General features: G+C 71.5%; 17 protein-coding genes, 1 tRNA gene and 2 pseudogenes. 7 read left to right on the top strand and 13 right to left on the bottom strand.

The features are described 5' to 3' along the window. Nucleotides 1-406 precede the first annotated feature (406 nt). Nucleotides 407-1,210 carry a response regulator transcription factor gene (locus G3I41_RS21565; RefSeq protein WP_343242201.1) on the top strand — a complete coding sequence of 268 codons (804 nt, stop codon included), beginning with the start codon at nt 407-409 and terminating at the stop codon, nt 1,208-1,210. On the opposite strand, the gene G3I41_RS21560 is transcribed toward G3I41_RS21565, so the two are convergent. Further along, nucleotides 1,169-1,666, bottom strand: a complete 498-nt coding sequence (locus G3I41_RS21560; protein WP_073864884.1) for a MarR family transcriptional regulator — start codon at nt 1,664-1,666, stop codon at nt 1,169-1,171. The genes G3I41_RS21565 and G3I41_RS21560 overlap by 42 nt on opposite strands. Before the next feature lie 88 nt (nt 1,667-1,754). On the opposite strand from G3I41_RS21560, the gene G3I41_RS21555 reads away from it, so the two are divergent. Both G3I41_RS21555 and G3I41_RS21550 read left to right on the top strand, forming a co-directional pair. Beyond that, nucleotides 1,755-2,564 carry a trans-aconitate 2-methyltransferase gene (locus G3I41_RS21555; RefSeq protein WP_164402046.1) on the top strand — a complete coding sequence of 270 codons (810 nt, stop codon included), beginning with the start codon at nt 1,755-1,757 and terminating at the stop codon, nt 2,562-2,564. Next, nucleotides 2,564-2,929 (top strand): VOC family protein, encoded by a 366-nt coding sequence (locus tag G3I41_RS21550; RefSeq protein ID WP_164402045.1) that lies wholly within the window; start codon nt 2,564-2,566, stop codon nt 2,927-2,929. Before G3I41_RS21555 ends, G3I41_RS21550 begins: the two co-directional genes overlap by 1 nt. A 74-nt stretch (nt 2,930-3,003) precedes the next feature. Here G3I41_RS21550 and G3I41_RS21545 read toward each other — a convergent pair whose 3' ends face one another. The 4 genes from G3I41_RS21545 to G3I41_RS21530 form a co-directional block, all read right to left on the bottom strand. Next, nucleotides 3,004-4,767, bottom strand: a complete 1,764-nt coding sequence (locus tag G3I41_RS21545) for an FG-GAP-like repeat-containing protein (RefSeq protein ID WP_164402054.1) — start codon at nt 4,765-4,767, stop codon at nt 3,004-3,006. Between the two features lie 161 nt (nt 4,768-4,928). Next, nucleotides 4,929-6,671, bottom strand: a complete 1,743-nt coding sequence (locus G3I41_RS21540; RefSeq protein ID WP_164402044.1) for a VCBS repeat-containing protein — start codon at nt 6,669-6,671, stop codon at nt 4,929-4,931. Between the two features lie 217 nt (nt 6,672-6,888). Then, nucleotides 6,889-7,575 carry a TetR/AcrR family transcriptional regulator gene (locus G3I41_RS21535; protein ID WP_164402043.1) on the bottom strand — a complete coding sequence of 229 codons (687 nt, stop codon included), beginning with the start codon at nt 7,573-7,575 and terminating at the stop codon, nt 6,889-6,891. Beyond that, nucleotides 7,572-8,555, bottom strand: coding sequence for a fatty acid desaturase (locus G3I41_RS21530; protein WP_164402042.1), 984 nt, complete (start codon nt 8,553-8,555; stop codon nt 7,572-7,574). The genes G3I41_RS21535 and G3I41_RS21530 overlap by 4 nt, the downstream gene beginning before the upstream one ends. Nucleotides 8,556-8,890: 335 nt before the next feature. Between G3I41_RS21530 and ppc the strand changes: the two genes are divergently transcribed. Beyond that, complete coding sequence (gene ppc, locus G3I41_RS21525) at nt 8,891-11,620, top strand: phosphoenolpyruvate carboxylase (RefSeq protein WP_164402041.1); 2,730 nt, start codon at nt 8,891-8,893, stop codon at nt 11,618-11,620. Nucleotides 11,621-11,684: 64 nt separating this feature from the next. Here ppc and pth read toward each other — a convergent pair whose 3' ends face one another. The 6 genes and pseudogenes from pth to G3I41_RS36470 all read right to left on the bottom strand — a co-directional run. Further along, the gene (gene pth, locus G3I41_RS21520; protein WP_164402040.1) at nt 11,685-12,278 is read right to left on the bottom strand and encodes an aminoacyl-tRNA hydrolase; all 594 of its coding nucleotides are present in this window, start codon (nt 12,276-12,278) and stop codon (nt 11,685-11,687) included. Nucleotides 12,279-12,389: 111 nt separating this feature from the next. Beyond that, nucleotides 12,390-12,977, bottom strand: coding sequence for a 50S ribosomal protein L25/general stress protein Ctc (locus G3I41_RS21515; protein ID WP_164402039.1), 588 nt, complete (start codon nt 12,975-12,977; stop codon nt 12,390-12,392). A 202-nt stretch (nt 12,978-13,179) separates the two neighbouring features. Further along, nucleotides 13,180-14,154 (bottom strand): ribose-phosphate diphosphokinase, encoded by a 975-nt coding sequence (locus tag G3I41_RS21510; protein WP_164402038.1) that lies wholly within the window; start codon nt 14,152-14,154, stop codon nt 13,180-13,182. Between the two features lie 120 nt (nt 14,155-14,274). Beyond that, nucleotides 14,275-15,723 carry a bifunctional UDP-N-acetylglucosamine diphosphorylase/glucosamine-1-phosphate N-acetyltransferase GlmU gene (glmU, locus tag G3I41_RS21505; RefSeq protein WP_164402037.1) on the bottom strand — a complete coding sequence of 483 codons (1,449 nt, stop codon included), beginning with the start codon at nt 15,721-15,723 and terminating at the stop codon, nt 14,275-14,277. A 109-nt stretch (nt 15,724-15,832) separates the two neighbouring features. Then, a tRNA-Gln gene (locus tag G3I41_RS21500) sits at nt 15,833-15,905 on the bottom strand. A 27-nt stretch (nt 15,906-15,932) separates the two neighbouring features. Continuing rightward, a pseudogene (locus G3I41_RS36470) lies at nt 15,933-16,085 on the bottom strand (hypothetical protein); the annotation flags it as partial. A 56-nt stretch (nt 16,086-16,141) separates the two neighbouring features. Here G3I41_RS36470 and G3I41_RS21495 point away from each other — a divergent pair. After that, the gene (locus G3I41_RS21495; protein WP_164402036.1) at nt 16,142-17,443 is read left to right on the top strand and encodes a histidine kinase; all 1,302 of its coding nucleotides are present in this window, start codon (nt 16,142-16,144) and stop codon (nt 17,441-17,443) included. A 96-nt stretch (nt 17,444-17,539) separates the two neighbouring features. On the opposite strand, the gene G3I41_RS21490 is transcribed toward G3I41_RS21495, so the two are convergent. Both G3I41_RS21490 and G3I41_RS21485 read right to left on the bottom strand, forming a co-directional pair. Continuing rightward, nucleotides 17,540-18,064, bottom strand: a complete 525-nt coding sequence (locus tag G3I41_RS21490) for an SUKH-3 domain-containing protein (protein ID WP_164402035.1) — start codon at nt 18,062-18,064, stop codon at nt 17,540-17,542. An 8-nt stretch (nt 18,065-18,072) separates the two neighbouring features. After that, the gene (locus G3I41_RS21485; RefSeq protein ID WP_164402034.1) at nt 18,073-18,606 is read right to left on the bottom strand and encodes a YwqJ-related putative deaminase; all 534 of its coding nucleotides are present in this window, start codon (nt 18,604-18,606) and stop codon (nt 18,073-18,075) included. A gap of 362 nt (nt 18,607-18,968) precedes the next feature. Between G3I41_RS21485 and G3I41_RS21480 the strand changes: the two genes are divergently transcribed. Both G3I41_RS21480 and G3I41_RS21475 read left to right on the top strand, forming a co-directional pair. Continuing rightward, the gene (locus G3I41_RS21480; protein WP_164402033.1) at nt 18,969-19,946 is read left to right on the top strand and encodes an SMI1/KNR4 family protein; all 978 of its coding nucleotides are present in this window, start codon (nt 18,969-18,971) and stop codon (nt 19,944-19,946) included. A 5-nt stretch (nt 19,947-19,951) separates the two neighbouring features. Further along, nucleotides 19,952-20,817: pseudogene (locus G3I41_RS21475) on the top strand (hypothetical protein); the annotation flags it as partial.

Genomic DNA, 20,817 nt, shown 5'->3' with positions numbered 1-20,817 from the left:
GCGGAGCTGCTCGGTGAGGGTGAACTGCGTGACGCCCGGCGGGAAGCCCTCGGCCTGTCCGCACACCTCGCACCCCTGCTTCCGGGAGAAGCCGGGGGCCTGGAAGTCCCAGGCCCCCACCCGGGAGCGGGCGCGGTCCCGGTCCTCCCGGGCCACTCGTTCCGCCTCGGCGAGCAGCCGCGCGCCGGGGCCGGAACCCCGGTGCGCGGTGTCGACCCGCAGCAGCCGGGCACGCCGTTCCGTGTCCACTTCTGTCGCAAGATGGAACATGCGATCCACCTTGGGCCGCGCCCCCGGACAAGTTCTGCCATTTTCCCGTTCCTCCGGTCCCCCGCCCGTACGCTGATGCACAGCGCGGCGGGGGGCCTGCGTCGTGCGCCCCGTCACACACAGCATGGGGGTGCCTGTGGCCCGTATCCGGGTTCTCGTGGTGGACGACCACCGGATCTTCGCCGAATCACTGGCCGCCGCACTCGCGGCCGAGCCGGACGTCGAGGTGGCCGCGGCCGGCAGCGGCCCGGCGGCGCTGCGCTGTCTGGAGCGCGCGGCGGCCGAGGGCCGGGGGTACGACGTGCTGCTGGCCGACGCGGAGCTGGGCGCCGTCACCGCGCCCGCCCGCACCGGCGCCGGCCCGGTGCCGGTGCCCGCCCCGCGCTCAGGACCGGGCCGCTCCGGCCCGTTCGACGGGATCGCCCTGGTCGGCGCGGTCCGCCTGGCGCGTCCCTCGGTGCGTACGGTGGTGCTCGCCGAGAAGGACGACCCGGCCCGGGCCGCGCTCGCCCTCCAGGCCGGGGCCTGCGGCTGGGTCGCCAAGGACAGCTCGCTGCAACGGCTGCTTGCGGTGATCCGGGGGGTGCTGCGCGACGAGACGCATCTGCCCGCCGCCCTGCTGACGGGGGTGCTGCGCGAGCTGCTGGCCGACCGCAAGCACCGCACCGAGAGCGAGAAGCTGGTCGAGTCGCTGACCCCGCGCGAGCGCGAGGTGCTGCGGTGCATGGTGGCGGGCCTGGGCCGCAAGGCGGTCGCGGAGCGGTTGTTCCTGTCTCCGCACACCGTGCGGACGCACATGCAGAACGTGCTGGGGAAGCTGGGCGTGCACTCGACGCTGGCCGCCGTGGCGCTGGCCAGACGCGCGGGCGTCGGCCCCGCCGACCTGGAGGAGCCGGCGCTACCCGGGGATGTTGTCGAACGGGGCGGTCAACTGGCGTAGCAGCCCGGCCAGTTCGGCGCGCTGCTGACGGGAGAGCTCGCCGAGGATGGCGCGCTCCTGGGCGAGGAGGCCCGCCAGGGACTGGTCGGCCTTGTCGCGGCCCTCGGCGGTGAGCCGGACCAGGACGCCGCGCCGGTCGCTGGGGTCGGGCAGCCGCTCGACCAGGTTCTTCTTGGTGAGGCGGTCGATGCGGTTGGTCATCGTGCCCGAGGTGACCAGGGTCTGGGTGAGCAGCTGGCCGGGGGAGAGCTGGTAGGGGGCGCCGGCCCGGCGCAGCGACGTGAGGACGTCGAACTCCCACGGTTCGAGCTGGTGCTCGGCGAAGGCGATGCGGCGGGCCCGGTCGAGGTGCCGGGCCAGGCGGGAGACGCGGCTGAGGACCTCGAGCGGTTCCACGTCGAGGTCGGGGCGCTCGCGGCGCCATGCAGCGACCAGACGGTCGACCTCGTCCTCCATGTGGATCAGTGTAGATGGTCTGTCGACATGAAGTCTCTTGAATTCGAGTGTCTTGACATCAAGATACCTGCCGTCGATCCTGGAGCCCATGACCGCACCCCTCTGGGACCCGCAGCAGTACCTGCGCCACGCGGACCACCGCACCCGCCCCTTCCACGACCTCCTGGCCCGCGTCCCCGACCCGCCCAACAGCCCCGGAGACACCCCCGCGCCCCGCATCGCCGACCTCGGCTGCGGCGCCGGCAACGTCACCGCCCTGCTCGCCGAACGCTGGCCGCACGCCCGGATCACCGGCTACGACAGCTCCCCGCAGATGCTGGCACGGGCCCGCGCCCACGCCACGGAGCTGCTGGACTTCGCCGAGGCCGACGCGGCCGTCTGGACGCCCTCCGAGCCGTACGGCCTGATCGTCTCCAACGCCCTGCTCCAGTGGGTCCCCGGCCACGCCGCCCGCCTGCCGCTCTGGCTGGACGCCCTGCTCCCCGGCGGCACCCTCGCCCTCCAGGTCCCCGGCAACTTCGACCAGCCCTCGCACGTCCTGATGCGCGAACTCGCGGAGTCCCCGCGCTGGCGCCCCCGCCTCGGCGGCCTGCTGCGCCACGCGGACGCCGTGCTGAGCCCCGCGGGATACCTGGACGCGCTGACCGGGCCCGGCACCACCGCCGATGTCTGGGAGACCACCTACCTCCACCTGCTCCCGGGCGACGACCCCGTCCTCGACTGGGTCAAGGGCACCGGGCTGCGCCCCGTCCTCACCGCACTCGCCGGCGACGAGGAGGCGCTGGACGCGTTCCTCGCCGACTACCGCGACCGCCTGCGCACCGCCTATCCGCGCGGCCCGCACGGCACGGTCCTCCCCTTCCGCCGCATCTTCGCCGTCGCCCACCGGGAGCCCTGATGATCGCCTCGCTCGACCACGTCCAGCTCGCCGCCCCCGCCGGCAGCGAGGACGCGCTGCGCGCCTACTACGGGGACGTCCTCGGCATGACGGAGATCCCGAAGCCGCCGGTGCTCGCGGCCCGGGGCGGCTGCTGGTTCGCCGCCGGTCCGGTCCAGCTGCACCTGGGCATCGAGCCGGACTTCCGCCCGGCCCGCAAGGCCCACCCGGGCCTGCGCGTCACGGACATCGGGGCGTACGCGGCCCGGCTGGCCGAGCGCGGCGCCGAGGTGGTCTGGGACGACAACCTGCCGGGCCACCGCCGCTTCCACAGCCACGACCCGGTGGGCAACCGGCTGGAGTTCCTGGAGCCGGTGACCGGCTGAGCCTCGCACACACGGCGGCGCCCCGCCCCCGTGAACCATGGGGGCGGGGCGTTCCGCGGAAGCGGCTCGGACGCCTAGTACAGGCCGTTGTAGATGTCCCAGCCGTAGCCGATCTTGGCGCGCTTCTTGATCTCGCCGGTGCCGGTGGACGAGTAGCGGTACACGTCGCCCGCGCCGTCGACGCCGACCAGGTCGGCCTTGCCGTCACCGTCGAGGTCGCCCGGAGCGGCGAACTGCTTGTACGTGTCGTAGCCGTAGCCGATCTTGGTGCGGGCCGAGAGCGGCTTGGCGGCGTCGCCCGTGCCCTGGTACAGGTACAGGTTGCCCTCGGTGTCCCGGGCCACGACGTCCGCGATGCCGTCGCCGCTGAGGTCACCGGCGCCGACGATCTTGTCGTACGTGTCGTAGCCGTAGCCGACCTTGACCTTCGCCGCGAACTTCGTGCCGAGCCCGTTGCCCTGGTACAGGTACAGGTCGCCCTTGGTGTCGCGGGCCAGCACATCGCCCTTGCCGTCACCGCTCAGGTCACCCGGGCCGGTGAGGCTGTCGTAGACCTGCCAGCCGGTGCCGATCTCCTCGGCGCCGACGTAGAGCGTGCCCTTGTAGACCTGGAGGAGCTCGGCCCAGCCGTCGTTGTCCAGCGAGGAGGCCAGCGACAGGCTCACCTGGTTCCAGCCGGTGTCCGAGCTGTCCAGCTGACGCGGGAAGAACTTCTCGTTGTTCCGGCTCTGGTACCAGTACAGACTGCCGCCCGTGGTCCGCGCCTCCAGCTCCTGCTTCCCGAACGCCGGGTTGCCGCCCGCACCGGCGAACAGCGCCGCGGCGTTCCAGCCCTGGCCGGCCTCCTCGCGGGGGAGGGAGACACCGTCGCCACCGGCGGGGTAGAAGTAGAGGTCCCCGCCGGGCTTGCGGGCCACCAGGTCGCCGTAACCGTCGCCGTCGACGTCGTCGAAGCCGACGATCTGGTTGTAGATGTCCCAGCCGTAGCCGGACTTGGGGAGCCGGCTGAACGGGTCCGTCGCGTCACCGGTGCCGAGGTAGGTGTAGATGTCACCGTTGGGCATACGGGTCAGGACGTCCCCGATGCCGTCGCCGTTCACGTCGTTCATGCCGACGATCTGGTCGTAGACGGCCCAGCCGGAGTACACCTTGACACCGGCCGCGAAGGGCGCGCTGTCCACGGTGCCGGTGGAGATGTAGACGTAGACGTCACCGGCGGGCGTCCGCGCGATCAGGTCGCCGCGGCCGTCGCCGTCCAGGTCGCCGGGGGCGACGACCTTGTTGAACTTCTGCCAGCCGTTGCCCGACCAGGTGGCGGGGCCGGTGCCGTTCGCGCCCTGGCTCCGGTGGAGCGAGAGCGTGCCCGTCGCCGACAGCGTCAGGACCTCGGCCCTGCCGTCGCCGTCGAGGTCGCCCGGCGTGATGATGTCCTTGGCCATCTCGAACGCGTCGGCACTGTCGATCGTGTACGGGTGTGAGCCGCCGTCCGCGTCCGTGACGGCGTACACGTCACCGTCCAGGCCCCGGTACAGCTGGTCGCTGCGGCCGTCGCCGTCCAGGTCGACGCGCGGCTTGGCCGGGACGACCGAGGAGGGGGTCTGAGCGCCCGCCGCATCCGAGGCGCCGGTCTTCTTCTTCGCCGCGGGCTTCGGCAGGTCGAGCGTCGGCTGCCCGCCGAGCTCGGCGGTGGACTGCGAGGTCGCGCCGGCCGGGGCGGGTGCCGAGACATCGGCCGAGGCCGGAGCCGCCAGCAGCATGCCGGCGGAGAGGACGAGTGCGGTGCAGGCCGCGATCCTGCGCGCGCGCTTGGAGCGCAGGACGAAGCGGCCGGGTTCCACAGAAGACAAAGCCCCCCCAGGGGTACGTGGTGGAACCGGAGAAGACCGTCACGGGCACATCGCGTGCAAGGTGCAGCCTTCCCGGGATGTGCCCAGACCTTACAACGCCCCGCCCCCGTGAACCATGGGGACGGGGCGTTCCGCGGAAGCGGCTCGGACGCCTAGTACAGGCCGTTGTAGATGTCCCAGCCGTAGCCGATCTTGACGCGCTTGCTGATCTTGCCGGTGCCGGTGGACGTGTAGCGGTACACGTCGCCCTTGCCGTCGATGCCGATCAGGTCGGCCTTGCCGTCACCGTTGAGGTCGCCCGGAGCGGCGAACTGCTTGTACGTGTTGTAGCCGGTGCCGATCTTGACGCGGCCCGTGAGCGGCTTCGAGGCGACACCCGTGCCCTTGTACAGGTAGAGCGTGCCGTCCTTGGCGCGGGCCACGACGTCCGCGATGCCGTCGCCGCTGAGGTCACCGGCGCCGACGATCTTGTTGTACGCGTTGTAGCCGTAGCCGACCTTGATCCGGGACGCGAGCTTGGTGCCCTGCCCGTTGCCCTTGAACAGGTACAGGTCGCCGGACGTGGTGCGGCCGAGCAGGTCGCCCTTGCCGTCACCGCTCAGGTCACCGGGGCCCACGATGGCGTTGTAGCCGCTCCAGCCGCCGCCGAGGGACGAGCCCTCGTTGTACAGCGTGCCCTCGTACGACTCCATCAGGTCGGCCATGCCGTCGTTGTCGAGCGACGACGGGAAGGAGATGTTCGCCCCGGCCCAGCCGCCGCTGTCGCTCGCCTTGACGCGGGCGCTCAGCTTGCCGTTGTTCATCGCGTAGTACCAGTAGAGGGTCCCGCCCTTGGTGCGGGCCATCACCTCGTTCTTGCCGAAGTCGGGGTTGCCGCCCTGGCCCGCGAAGAGGGAGGAGACGTTCCAGCCCGTACCGCCGGCCGTCCGCTTGAGGAAGGTGCCGTAGCCGGTGGACTCGTAGTAGTACAGCGTGCCGCCGGGCGTACGGGCCATCAGGTCGCCGAGGCCGTCGCCGGTGGCGTCGTCCGCGGCGATGATCTGGTTGTACGTCTCGTATCCGTAGCCGGCCTTGACACGGGCCTTGTACGGCGACGCGGCCTTCCCGGTACCCGCGTAGTAGTACAGGTCACCGGCGGGCGTACGGGTGTAGAGGTCGCCGATCCCGTCGCCGTTGACGTCGCTCGCGCCGACGATCTGGTCGTACGAACCCCAGCCGTAGCCCACCTTGACGCCGGCCTTGAAGGGCGCGCCGTAGACGTTGCCGGTGGCGGCGTACAGGTAGATGTCGCCGGACGGCGTACGGGCGAGCAGGTCGCCGCGGCCGTCGCCGGTCAGGTCACCCGCGGCGACGACCTTGTTGTACTTCTGCCAGCCGGTGCCGGACCAGTCGGCGTAGCCGGTGCTGCTGGTGCCCACGACCTGGTGGATCGAGAGCGTGCCGGTCGCCGACAGCGCGAGCAGCTCGGGCGAGCCGTCGCCGTTGAGGTCGCCCGGCGTGATGACGTCCTTGAGCTGCTCCTCGTAGTCACCGGCGTTCACGGTGAACTCGGACGTGTCCGACCCGTTCGCCGGAGCGAGGTAGTAGTGGCCGTTGATCCCGCGGTACAGCGTGTCGCTGTAGCCGTCGCCGTCCACGTCGAAACGCGGCAGGGCGGGAACGACCGCCGCCTTCACGCCGTCCACGCCCGCCGCACGCGACTTCTTCTTCGCGGTGTGGCCGGGCGGCGTCAGCGTGGGCTGCTGGTCGGCGGCGGGGACGCGGGGCTGGGTGGTGCCGTGCGACGCGGACGCCGCGTCATCGGCCGAGGCCGGGGCGGCCAGCAGCATGCCGGCCGAGAGAACGAGTGCGGTGCAGGCGGCGAGCCGACGCGCGCGCTTGGTGCGCGCGGGCATGGCGCGGCCGGGTTCCACAGAAGTCAAAGCCCCCCCAGGGGTAAGTGGTGGAACCGGGAGAAACGTCTTCACAGGTGCGTTACATGCAGGGTGAAGCTTTCCCGGGATGCCCACAGACTCTACAACTGTGGCCACGGGGACTGAAGTGGTTTACCCATGAATCATCGGTCGATCCGGTCGATCCGGTCGGCCCGCCGCACGGCGGGCACGCACACCGTCAGCTCTTCCGGTGCCCTATCAGCCGCGGCTTCGACTCCAGGTTCTCCAGACCGTGCCAGGCCAGGTTCACCAGATGGGCCGCGACCTCCGCCTTCTTCGGCTTGCGCGCGTTCACCCACCACTGGCCGGTCAGCGCCACCATGCCCACCAGCGCCTGCGCGTACAGCGGGGCCAGCTTCGGGTCGAAACCCCGGGCCTTGAACTCCAGGCCCAGGATGTCCTCGACCTGGGTCGCGATGTCGCTGATCAGGGACGCGAAGGTGCCCGTCGACTGGGCGACCGGCGAGTCCCGGACCAGGATGCGGAACCCGTCGGTGTACGTCTCGATGTAGTCCAGCAGCGCGAACGCCGCCTGCTCCAGGAGCTCCCTCGGGTGCCCCGCGGTCAGGGCGCTCGTCACCATGTCCAGGAGCTGGCGCATCTCCCGGTCCACCACGACCGCGTACAGCCCCTCCTTGCCGCCGAAGTGCTCGTAGACGACCGGCTTCGACACCCCCGCCCGGGCCGCGATCTCCTCGACCGACGTGCCCTCGAAGCCCTTGTCGGCGAACAGGGTGCGACCGATGTCCAGCAACTGCTCGCGGCGTTCCTTTCCCGTCATCCGCACCCGGCGGGCCCGCCGGGACGAAGGTGCACGGGTGTTCTCGCTGCTTGCGCTGGAGTCGGTCGCCACGTCGTCCATCATGCCGCGTCGGCCGCCGCGCGGTTGCGCCGGGACTCGATACGGGCGTCGTCCGGCCAGCGCACGTCGTACGCCCAGCCGGCCCGCTCGAACCAGCGGATGAGCCGCGCGCTCGAATCGATCTGACCGCGCATCACGCCGTGCCGCGCGCTCGTCGGGTCCGCGTGGTGCAGGTTGTGCCAGGACTCGCCGCACGACAGGACCGCCAGCCACCACACGTTGCCCGACTTGTCCCGGGACTTGAAGGGACGCTTGCCGACCGCGTGGCAGATCGAGTTGATCGACCACGTCACGTGGTGCAGCAGTGCCACCCGTACCAGCGAGCCCCAGAAGAACGCCGTCGCCGCACCCCACCAGGACATCGTCACCAGACCGCCGACCAGCGGGGGGATCGCCAGCGAGATGATCGTGAAGGTCATGAAGTGACGCGAGATCCGGCGGATCGCCGGGTCCTTGATCAGGTCCGGCGCGTACTTCTGCTGCGGGGTCTGCTCCTCGTCGAACATCCATGCGATGTGGGCCCACCACAGGCCCTTCATCAGCGCCGGCAGCGTCTCGCCGAACCGCCACGGCGAGTGCGGGTCGCCGTCCGCGTCCGAGAACCGGTGGTGCTTGCGGTGATCGGCCACCCAGCGCACCAGGGGGCCCTCCACCGCCAGCGAACCGGCCACCGCCAGGGCGATGCGGAGCGGACGCTTCGCCTTGAACGAGCCGTGCGTGAAGTACCGGTGGAAGCCGATCGTGATGCCGTGGCAGCCGATGAAGTACATCGCCACCAGCAGACCCAGATCGAGCCAGCTCACACCGCGGCCCCAGGCCAGCGGCACCGCCGCCACCAGGGCCACGAACGGCACGATGATGAACAGCAGGAGCGCGATCTGCTCGATCGACCGCTTGTTGTCCCCGCCGAGCGTGGCGGAGGGAAGAGCCTGATCACCGGCCGCCGGGGCGGCGGCCTCGATCACATCGGGGCTGGTCTTCATGGGGAGTCCCCTGAGGGTGAGAACGGGACGGACAGCCGTGGTTACGCACCCGTAACCTACGGCCTCGTAAGTATGGCAGCGCGAAGGCCCGCCCACGAGAGGGCGAAACACCGCGCACAGACGCACGAATACCGGGTAGACACACACCGCGTACCCCGCCCGGCGCCCGAGCCGACACGGAAGTCCGTACGGGGCGCGAACAGCACCGAAAGCACGGACACCTATCCTGGAGAGGTCGGACAGCGCGGTCCGCACCCTGCTTTCCGGGGTGGCGTCGGCATCCGCCGACCGCGGTCCCGGGTCCCGTGCACCACCACTGCAAGGAGCCGCACACTGTGAGCAGTGCCGACCAGACCCCCGCCGCCAGCCCCGAGCTGCGCGCCGACATCCGCCGCCTCGGCGACCTGCTGGGCGAGACTCTGGTACGCCAGGAGGGCCAGGAACTCCTCGACCTCGTCGAACGCGTACGCGCCCTGACCCGCTCCGACGGCGAGGCCGCGGCCGAACTCCTCGGCGACACCGGCCTGGAGACCGCCGCCAAGCTCGTCCGCGCCTTCTCCACCTACTTCCACCTGGCCAACGTCACCGAGCAGGTCCACCGCGCCCACGAGATGCGCGACCGCCGGTCCGCCGAGGGCGGCCTCCTCGCCCGCACCGCCGACCGGCTCAAGGACGCCGACCCCGAGCACCTGCGCGCCACCGTCAAGAACCTCAACGTGCGCCCCGTCTTCACCGCGCACCCCACCGAGGCCGCCCGGCGCTCCGTCCTCAACAAGCTCCGCCGCATCGCCGCCCTCCTGGAGACCCCGGTCATCGAGGCCGACCGCCGCCGCCAGGACCTCCGGCTCGCCGAGAACATCGACCTCATCTGGCAGACCGACGAACTCCGCGTCGTACGCCCCGAGCCCACCGACGAGGCCCGGAACGCCATCTACTACCTGGACGAGCTGCACGCCAACGCCGTCGGCGACGTCCTGGAGGACCTCGCCGCCGAGCTGGAACGCGTCGGCGTCGAACTCCCCGCCGGCACCCGCCCCCTCACCTTCGGCACCTGGATCGGCGGCGACCGCGACGGCAACCCCAACGTGACCCCCAAGGTCACCTGGGACGTCCTCATCCTCCAGCACGAGCACGGCATCACCGACGCCCTCGAACTGGTCGACCAGCTCCGCGGACTCCTCTCCAACTCCATCCGCTACACCGGCGCCACCGACGAACTCCTCGCCTCCCTCCAGACCGACCTGGACCTCCTCCCCGAGATCAGCCCCCGCTACAAGCGGCTGAACGCCGAGGAGCCCTACCGGCTCAAGGCCACCTGCATCCGCCAGAAGCTCGTCAACACCCGCGAACGCCTCGCCAGCGGCCGCCCCCACCGCCCCGGCTGCGACTACCTCGGCACCGCCGAGCTGGTCAGCGACCTCGCCCTCATCCAGGACTCCCTGCGCCGCCACAAGGCCGGCATCGTCGCCGACGGCCGCATGGACCGCACCATCCGCACGCTCTCCGCGTTCGGCCTCCAGCTCGCCACCATGGACGTCCGCGAACACGCCGACGCCCACCACCACGCCCTCGGCCAGCTCTTCGACCGGCTCGGCGAGGAATCCTGGCGCTACGCCGACATGCCCCGCGACTACCGGCAGAAGCTCCTCGCCAAGGAACTGCGCTCCCGCCGCCCCCTCGCACCCACCCCGGCCCCGCTCGACGCCGCCGGCGAGAAGACCCTCGGCGTCTTCCACACCATCAAGGAAGCGTTCGAGCGCTTCGGCCCCGAGGTCATCGAGTCCTACATCATCTCGATGTGCCAGGGCGCCGACGACGTGTTCGCCGCCGCCGTCCTCGCCCGCGAGGCCGGCCTCGTCGACCTGCACGCCGGCTGGGCCAAGATCGGCATCGTGCCGCTCCTGGAGACCACCGACGAGCTGCGCGCCGCCGACGTCATCCTGGACGAAATGCTCGCCGACCCCTCCTACCGGCGCCTCGTCTCCCTGCGCGGCGACGTCCAGGAGGTCATGCTCGGCTACTCCGACTCCTCCAAGTTCGGCGGCATCACCACCTCCCAGTGGGAGATCCACCGCGCCCAGCGCCGCCTGCGCGACGTCGCCCACCGCTACGGCGTACGGCTGCGCCTCTTCCACGGCCGCGGCGGCACCGTCGGCCGCGGCGGCGGCCCCTCCCACGACGCGATCCTCGCCCAGCCCTGGGGCACCCTGGAGGGCGAGATCAAGGTCACCGAGCAGGGCGAGGTCATCTCCGACAAGTACCTCATCCCCGCGCTCGCCCGGGAGAACCTGGAACTGACCGTCGCGGCCACCCTCCAGGCGTCCGCCCTGCACACCGCACCCCGCCAGTCCGACGAGGCCCTGGCCCGCTGGGACGCGGCCATGGACACCGTCTCCGACGCCGCCCACGCCGCCTACCGCAAGCTCGTCGAGGACCCCGACCTTCCGTCGTACTTCCTCGCCTCCACCCCGGTCGACCAGCTCGGCAACCTCCACCTGGGCTCGCGGCCCTCCCGCCGCCCCGGCTCAGGCGTCTCCCTCGACGGACTCCGCGCCATCCCGTGGGTCTTCGGCTGGACCCAGTCCCGCCAGATCATCCCCGGCTGGTTCGGCGTCGGCTCCGGCCTCAAGGCCCTGCGCGAGGCCGGCCTCGACACGGTCCTGGAAGAGATGCACGAGCAGTGGCACTTCTTCCGCAACTTCCTCTCCAACGTCGAGATGACCCTCGCCAAGACCGACCTGCGCATCGCCCGGCACTACGTCGACACCCTCGTCCCCGACGAGCTCAAGCACGTCTTCGACGTCATCGAGGCCGAGCACGCCCTCACCGTGCAGGAGGTCCTGCGCGTCACCGGCGGCGAGAAGCTGCTCGACACCAACCCGGTGCTCCAGCAGACCTTCGCCATCCGCGACGCCTACCTGGACCCGATCTCCTACCTCCAGGTCTCCCTGCTCGCCCGGCAGCGCCAGGCCGCCGAAGCCGGCGAGGAGGAGGACCCGCTCCTCGCCCGCGCCCTGCTGCTCACCGTCAACGGTGTCGCCGCGGGCCTCCGCAACACCGGCTGACCCGGCACCGCACGCGGACGGGGCGCGGGGAACTCCTCCCCGCGCCCCGTCGCACGTCCACCCCTCAGGCGTTGTACGCCGACTGCGCCCGCTCCAGCCCCTCCGCCAGCAGGCACTCCACCGCGTCCGCCGCCCGGTCCACCTCCAGCGCCAGCTCCTTGCGCTCCGTGGACGAGAAGTCCTTCAGCACGAAATCCGCGACCTGCATCCGCCCCGGCGGCCGGCCGATCCCGAACCGCACCCGGTGGTAGTCCGCGCCCATCGCCTTCGTCATCGACTTCAGCCCGTTGTGCCCGTTGTCCCCGCCGCCCAGCTTCAGCCGCAGCGTCCCGTAATCGATGTCCAGCTCGTCGTGGACCGCCACCACATGGTCCAGCGGCACCTTGTAGAAGTCCCGCAGCGCCGCCACCGGACCCCCGGACAGATTCATGTACGACATCGGCTTCGCGACCACCACCCGGCGGCTCAGCGGACCGGGCGGACCGATCCGGCCCTCCAGCACCTGCGCCTGCGCCTTCGGGGCACGCTTGAACCTGCCGCCGATCCGCTCGGCGAGCAGGTCGGCGACCATGAAACCGACGTTGTGCCGGTTCGCCGCGTACTCGGGGCCGGGATTGCCCAGCCCCACGATCAGCCAGGGGTCGGTGGCGTCGGACATCGCGCGAAGTCTCCTCGTTCGTACGCGTACAGCGGCGTGGACAGGAAAACGGGGCGGCGGCTCCCGGAAAGGGAGACCACCGCCCCGTCAGTCAAGCAGGCGGGACGGGACTCAGCCCTCCTCGCCCTCACCCTCGGCGCCCTCGGCGGCCGGCTCCTCGGCCTGCGCGGCGACGACCTGGAGCACGATGGCGTCCTCGTCACCGGCGAGCACGGAGCCCTTGGGCAGCGGGATGTCCTTGGCGAGGATCGACGCACCGGCGTCCAGGCCCTGCACGGAGACCGTGACGGACTCGGGGATGTGGGTGGCCTCCGCCTCGACGAGGAGGGTGTTCTGCACGTACTCGAGCAGGTTGCCGCCGGGGGCCAGGTCGCCCTCGACCTGCACCGCGATCTCGACGTTGACCTTCTCGCCGCGCTTCACGGTCAGCAGGTCGACGTGCTCGATGTCGCCCTTGAGCGGGTTGCGCTGCACGGCCTTCGGAATGACCAGGGCGTCCTTGCCGTCGATCTCCAGACCGATCAGGACGTTGGCGGTACGGAGCGCGAGCAGCAGCTCGTGGCCGGGAAGGGTGATGTGGACCGGCTCGGCACCGTGGCCGTAGACGACCGCGGGGACCTGGTGGGCACGGCGCGCGCGGCGGGCGGCACCCTTGCCGAACTCGGTACGGACCTGGGCGGCGAGCTTGATCTCGGCCATGGTGGCACTCCTCGTGGGGTGACGGAAGAACGGACGGTCACCCGGCCATCAACTGGCCTGCTACGAAGAGCGCGCCGATAACGGATCGCCGTACATGAGTACGGCCTCCCTCGCCGAGCAACTCACTGAGTCTACCCGGCGGGGAGGCCGCACCCCAAAGTGGATCAACGACGGCGCACCGGCCGCCCCTGTCCTCCTGCTCCTACTGCTCCTCGAAGAGGCTCGTCACCGAGCCGTCCTCGAAGACCTCGCGCACCGCGCGGGCGATCGTCGGCGCGATCGACAGCACCTTGATCTTGTCGAGCTCCAGCTCACCCGGCGTCGGCAGGGTGTCCGTGAACACGAACTCGCTGACCTTCGAGTTCTTCAGACGGTCCGCGGCGGGGCCCGAGAGCACACCGTGCGTCGCCGTCACTATGACGTCCTCGGCGCCGTGCGCGAACAGGGCGTCCGCGGCGGCGCAGATCGTGCCGCCCGTGTCGATCATGTCGTCGACCAGGACGCAGACCCGGCCCTTCACATTGCCGACGACCTCGTGCACGGTCACCTGGTTGGCGACGTCCTTGTCACGGCGCTTGTGCACGATCGCCAGCGGGGCGTCGAGCCGGTCGCACCAGCGGTCGGCGACGCGCACCCGGCCGGCGTCCGGCGAGACGATCGTCAGCTTGGAGCGGTCCACCTTGGCGCCCACGTAGTCCGCCAGGATCGGCAGCGCGAAGAGGTGGTCCACCGGGCCGTCGAAGAAGCCCTGGATCTGGTCGGTGTGCAGATCGACGGTCAGTATCCGGTCCGCACCCGCCGTCTTCATCAGGTCCGCGACCAGACGGGCCGAGATCGGCTCCCGGCCGCGGTGCTTCTTGTCCTGGCGGGCGTAGCCGTAGAACGGCACGATCACCGTGATCGAACGGGCCGACGCGCGCTTCAGCGCGTCGATCATGATCAGCTGCTCCATGATCCACTTGTTGATCGGAGCCGTGTGGCTCTGGATCAGGAAGCAGTCCGCGCCACGCGCCGACTCCTGGAAGCGGACGTAGATCTCACCATTGGCGAAATCGAAAGCCTTCGTCGGCACGAGGCCCACACCCAGCTGGTGCGCGACCTCCTCGGCCAGCTCGGGGTGGGCGCGGCCGGAGAAGAGCATCAGTTTCTTCTCGCCGGTCGTCTTGATCCCGGTCACAGCACAGTCTCCTCAGACGTGTTCCTGGCGCCGCACGCAGATGTCCCGATGTGCAACGAGCCAGCCGAAATGGGGTGAGCATCTATCACGGTACGCGGTGCTGGACGCACCTGTTTCCGGTCAGCTTTCGCCGGCCGGCCTCTCCTCCGCCGCCTGAGCCGCCTGTGCGGCGGCGCTTCCGGGACGCTTGCGCGCCACCCAACCCTCGATATTCCTTTGCTGGCCCCGGGCCACGGCCAGCGAACCGGACGGCACGTCCTTCGTGATGACCGAACCGGCGGCCGTGTAAACGCCGTCCCCGACCGTGACAGGCGCCACAAACATATTGTCCGACCCGGTACGGCAGTGCGACCCGATCGTCGTGTGGTGCTTGGCCACGCCGTCGTAGTTCACGAACACGCTCGCGGCGCCGATGTTGGTGTGGTCGCCGATGGTCGCGTCGCCCACGTACGACAGGTGCGGGACCTTGGTCCCCTCGCCGATCGTCGCGTTCTTCATCTCGACGTACGTCCCGGCCTTGGCCTTCGGGCCCAGCTTGGTGCCCGGCCGCAGGTAGGCGTACGGGCCCACCAGCGCGCCCGGGCCCACCTCGGCACCGTCCGCCACCGTGTTGTCCACCCGCGCGCCCGCGTGCACGACGGTGTCCGTCAGCCGCGAGTTCGGGCCGACCTCGGCGTCCTCCGCGAGGTGCGTGGCACCCAGCAGCTGGGTCCCCGGGTGCACGATCGCGTCCCGCTCGAACGTCACCGTGACGTCGATCAGCGTCGAGCCGGGGTCGACCACGGTCACACCGGCCGTCATGGCGCGCTCGAGCAGCCGCTGGTTCAGCAGCCGGCGGGCCTCCGCCAGCTGGACGCGGTTGTTGATGCCCAGGATCTCCCGGTGGTCGCCCGCCACGCAGGCGCCGACCCGGTGCCCGGCCTCGCGCAGGATCGACAGCACGTCGGTGAGGTACTCCTCGCCCTGGCTGTTGTCCGTCCGCACCTGGCCGAGCGCCTCGGCCAGGAGCTTCCCGTCGAACGCGAACACCCCGGAGTTGATCTCCCGGATCGCCCGCTGCTCGTCGCTCGCGTCCTTGTGCTCCACGATCTCGGTGACCGCGCCGGAGACCGCGTCGCGCACGATCCGCCCGTAGCCGGTGGAGTCGGGGACCTCGGCGCTGAGCACAGTGACGGCGTTGCCGTCGGCGGTGTGCGTGGCGGCGAGCGCGGCCAGCGTCTCGCCGGCCAGCAGCGGGGTGTCCCCGCACACGACGACGACGGTGCCCTCGACGGCCCCGCCCAGCTCGTCGAGCGCGACCCGCACCGCGTTCCCGGTGCCCTTCTGCTCGGCCTGGTAGGCGGTGCGCACCTGCGCGTCGGCGCCGCTGAGGTGGGCGGTGACCTGCTCGTGCGCGTGGCCCACGACCACGACGAGGTGCTGGGGGTCCAGCTCGAGGGAGGCGGCGACGACATGACCGACGAGCGAACGCCCGGAGATCTGGTGCAGAACCTTGGGGGTCTTCGACTTCATGCGGGTGCCCTCACCCGCTGCGAGGACGACGACGGCTGCCGGGCGTACGGAGCTCACGGATAGGCCCTTCGGCTTCGGGTGGTGGACATCCGCAGGATACCGGGGGGCGTCGGACCGGACATGGGCGCGGGCCCCGACCGGATTGGTCGGGGCCCGCATGACGGTGCTCCCCCATCAGGATTTGAACCTGAACAGACGGTACCAAAAACCGCAGTGCTGCCTGATTACACCATGGGGGATTAAATCCGGCTGAATCGGACATTGCGTCAGCTCGCCGGATCGGCACCCAACACTATGCCGTACCAAGCGCCTTCGACGCGACGATAAAGCTCGGCGCTCTTGGTCACGTAGACGACGAGGCAACCGTGATAGGAGGCGCCGGTGTTCTTGCGGTTGGTCTTCGGCTGGTGCTTACGCACGACGTGCTGTTCAGGTCACCCGAAAATGGGATGCGGCCGCCCGTACGCTGGATGCCATGACCGCAACGGGGGAAGACCGGGAAGCGGCGGGTCCGACCACCCGTGGCTACTGGTGGTGGGAACGGCGACGGAGTGTCGCGCTGGATGCGGGGCTCGCGCTCGCTTCGGCGGTGGAGTGCGGGTTCGAGGGGGTGGCCTTCGCGGGGGACACCGGGCTTCCGGTGGCCTTCGGAGTGGTGTTCGGGGTGGTCGCCGGGACCGTGCTGCTGGTGCGGCGCCGGTGGCCGATCGCCGTCGTGCTGGTCTCGATCGCGACGACGCCCGCCGAGATGGGCTTCCTGATGGGGCTCGTCGGCCTGTACACGCTGGCCGCGTCCGAGGTCCCCCGGCGGATCACCGCGGTGCTGATGAGCATGTCCCTGGTGGGGACGTTCATCGTGACGTACGTACGGCTGCGCCAGGGCGTCGACGAGAACGCCGACTTCGGGCCCGGCGACTGGTACGTGCCCATGCTGTCCCTCTTCATGGCCGTCGGGCTGACCGCCCCGCCCGTGCTGTTCGGCTTGTACATAGGGGCCCGGCGCCGGCTGATGGAGAGCCTGCGGGAGCGCGCGGACTCGCTGGAGCGGGAGCTGTCCCTGCTCGCGGACCGGGCCGAGGAGCGGGCCGAGTGGGCCCGTACGGAGGAGCGGACCCGGATCGCCCGCGAGATGCACGACGTGGTCGCCCACCGGGTGAGCCTGATGGTCGTGCACGCGGCGGCGCTCCAGGCCGTGGCGCCCAAGGACCCCGCGAAGGCCGTGCGCAACGCGGCCCTGGTCGGCGACATGGGCCGCCAGGCGCTCACCGAGCTGCGCGAGATGCTGGGCGTCCTGCGGGCCGGCGAGCCGGCGCGGGCTCCGGCGGACCGGGTGCCGCTGGCCTCCGTGGGCCGGGCGGCGCAGGCCGCGGCGGAGGACGGGCCGCGGCTGGACGAGGTGGAGGCGCTGGTCGGCCAGTCGCGGGCGGCGGGCATGACCGTGGAGCTGTCGGTCGAGGGGGCCGCCCGCGCGTACGCGCCCGAGGTCGAGCAGACGGCGTACCGGGTGGTGCAGGAGGCGCTGACCAACGTCCACAAGCACGCGGCGGGCGCGAGGACGTGGGTGCGGCTGGCGCACCGGGGCGCCGAGGTCGCCATGCAGGTGGAGAACGGCCCGACGGACGCGGCGACGGCCGACGCGGGGCTGCCGAGCGGTGGCAACGGCCTGGTCGGCATGCGTGAACGCGTCCTCGCCCTGGGCGGCGTCTTCGTCTCGGGCCCCACGGACGCGGGCGGCTTCCGGGTCTCGGCGGTCCTGCCGGACGAGGGCGGCGCCTGAGCCCACGGGGCGTTTCGAGCCCGCCCGGCGTCTGAGGACGGACCGTGGCGGTGGTGACCGCCCGCCCGGCGTGAAGCGACGCGCCGGAGACCCGGCTCAGCCCGAGACGAGCCGCTCCGGCTGCAACCCCGTCACCAGCGTCGCGAGCGCCGTGTCGATGTCCTGGCCGAGGTACCAGTCCCCGGTGTGGTCGATGGAGTACACCCGTCCGGCCAGGTCGATCGCGAGGACGGCCTGCCCGTCCCCCTCCTCGCCGAGCGGCGCGACCTCGGTCGCCAGCGCGCGGCCGAGGTCGCCCAGGGTGCGGGCCAGGTGCAGCCCGCTCAGCGGGTCGATGCGGACGGCCGGGGGTGCGATCTGGCGGCCCGGTGCCGTGGCGGTGATCCGGAGGCCGCCGAACTCGGCCCACGCCTCGACCGCGGCCGGGAAGACGGCGTGCTGGTGCCCGGCGGGTGAGGCGTGCGCGCGCAGGGCGTCGGCCCACTCCTCGGCCTGGCGGATGTCCCAGCGGCCGGGTGCCCAGCCGGCGGCGCGCAGGGCGGCGTCGACGGCGACGGGGAAGCGGGTGGCGGACTGGCGGTCGGGGCCGGTCTGGCGGGGCAGGTCGGTGCGGTCGTGCATGGGCGCGGTCAGCTCTTCTCTGCGGTGGTGGCCGCGCCGGTCGCGGTGAGGTCGACCGGGCGTACGCCGAAGTGGGCGAGCATGACGGCGCAGGAGCGGCAGGGCGCCGCGTAGCTGCCGTGCAGCGGGTCGCCGTCCTCGCGGATGCGGCGGGCGGTGAGCCGGGCGTGCTTGAGGGCGCGGCGGGCCTCGCCGTTGGTGAGGGGCTTGCGCTGGGCGCGCTTGGAGCGCCCGGCCTCGGCGGCGGTGAGGTGCCGGGAGAGGAGTATGGCCTCGGGGCAGCGGCCGGTGAACCGTTCGCGCTGGCCGCTGGGAAGGGTGTCCAGGAAGTCCTGGACGAGGTGGTGCAGGACCGGCGGCTGGTCGCCCTTGCCCGCGGTGCAGGTGAGTGTCTCGCCGCGTACGGACAGGGCGGCGGCGACGGCGGGCAGGATGCCGTCGCGGCGCTGGCCGAGCCGGGGCGCGGGGCCCTTGTCGGTGCTGCTCCAGCTGAGCCGGGGGTCCCCGGTCGTGACGGTCTGTGCAGAGTGTGCGGTGTGCATGGTGCTGTGTCCCTCCCGTGCCCGCAGCGGCTGCTGCCTTCTGTGCACGCCCCCGTGTTTGCGGGTGACAGCCTGCCAAATGTGTCGGGTCCTGTGAAAGCTGGGTCGGTGAAACGTGTCTGCGTGTCGCGGATCGGTGGCGCTGCCGTCGCTTGTCCGTCACGTGGTTGTGACGTTTGGTGACGGTTGTGGCCAGGGGGCGTCTTGTCTGCCAGGTGCCGCGGACCCGGCCCTGATCGGCGAGGCGCCCCCTAGGGACGGCGGGGCCGGTTCCCGTACGGGTGACACCGCTTAGGCTGTGCCTGGACCGCCTCCTGGGCAGGTCGGTCCTCATCAGCCAGACGCAGCAGGGGGCAACCGCCATGACGACAGGTCGGCTCGGGCAGCAAGCCGCGCCACCGAACGCGGCCTACGCCGGGCAGCTCGTGCACTTCCCGGACCCGGTCCGGGCGTCCCGCCACCCCAGAGGGGTGCGGATGGACGAGAACGGCTGTCCGGACTTCTCGCCGTACGCGCGTGCCGCCGCGGAGATCGCGGAGCCCCCGCAGGGTTTCGGGGTGGACGAGCTGCGGCTCACGGACTACGTGTCCGCGAACGCCGCGCTGGCCGAGGCCGGGCACGAGCTGTGGGACACGATCCCGCCGGTGGCGACGCCGCACGGCTGGACCTGGCACCACGTGCCGGGCGGCCGTCGGATGGAGCTGGTCCCGGTCGAGGTGAAGGCGCTGCTGCGGCACCACGGCGGACTGGCGTCCACGGAGGTGGACCAGGACAAGCGGGGGACGCGCCCGCTCCAGGAGACGCGCCCCGCGCACTTCCGGCTGCCCAAGGGGGCCGTGGCGGTGAGCGAGCAGCAGATCCTGGGGGTCGAGGAGGACCTCGGTTACCGGCTGCCGGGGGCGTACCGCTCGTTCCTGAAGGCGGCGGGCGGTTCGGCCCCGGTGGGCACGGCGCTCGACGCGGAGCTGGGTCTGCTGATCGACCAGCCGTTCTTCACGGTGCGCGAGGAGGCCGCCGTGAACGACCTGGTGTACGTCAACAAGTGCCTGCGTGACCATCTGACGAAGGACTACCTCGGCGTCGCGTTCGTGCAGGGCGGTCTGCTCGCGGTGAAGGTGCGCGGCGAGCGCCTGGGTTCGGTGTGGTTCTGCGCGTACGACGATGCCCGGGACCGTGACGGCTGGACGGTGCAGGAGCGGGTGGACCGGCTGCTGCTGCCGTGCGGTGAGGACTTCGACGCGTTCCTGCAGCGGCTGGCGGGCAATCCGCCGGAGCTGGAGACGGTGGCGAACCTGATGGTGGACGGCGGCTTCGCGCAGGCCGTCCCGGTGGAGGGGTGAGCGCGATGGTGACCTTCGCTCAGGCGCAGGAGCGCGCGGACGAGTGGGTGAACGGCGATGTTCCGGCGTATCAGCATCGCGAGGTGCGCGTACGGGAATTCGAACTCGGATTCGTGGTGTGGGCCGAGGACCGTGCGGACGGACCGGTCTCCGACGGTGGCCGGCAGCGGCTGGTGATCGCGCGGGACAGCGGTGAGGCGACGCTGTGGCCCGGGCTGCCGGTCGGTGAGGTGATCCGGCGGTACGAGGAGGAGTACGGCTCGCAGGAGGCGGAGCCGGCCGCCCCGGCGCCGCCGCCCGAGCGGGTGGACCTGAATCAGACGTCGTTCCTGCTGAGTCCGCCCGAGTGGCTTCAGGAGGCGGCGGACAAGCTGGGCATCCCGGACCGGCGTGCGGACCGGGACGACACCCCGCCGCCCGCGCCGCAGGCGCCGTCGTCCTTCCCGCCGCCCGCCCCGATCCCGTCGCCCTCGACGTCCTCGCAGGGCGGTTCGGTGGCGTACGAGCCGACCGCGTCGGACGGTGTTCCGGCGTCGTCGCTCCAGCCTCCCGTCGGGGCCACGCCGTGGGCGGGGACCGATGTGAACGCGGACTCGGAGGACGTGGAGGTGGCGCTTCCGGCGACGGTGTTCGCGCCGCCGCTGTCGGGTGCCGACGACGAGGAGGAGCTGCCCCCGGTCGTCCCGGCGGACGCGCCGACTGCGCTGATGTCGGGCGGCAGCGCGCTGCCGAAGACCGCGATCGCGCCGAGCCTGGGCGGCGAGCGCCCGCAGGCGGGTCCGCCGGTTCCGGGTCCGCCCGTGCCGGGGACCGCGGTGCCGGGTCCGCCGGTCCCCGGGACGAGCGTGCCGGGTCCGCCCGTGCCCGGACA

The organism is Streptomyces sp. SID9727 (genome assembly GCF_010550605.1).
Classification (GTDB): domain Bacteria; phylum Actinomycetota; class Actinomycetes; order Streptomycetales; family Streptomycetaceae; genus Streptomyces.
The sequence above is the reverse complement of the archived record's forward strand: the minus strand, read 5'-3'. Positions and strand labels throughout refer to the sequence as shown.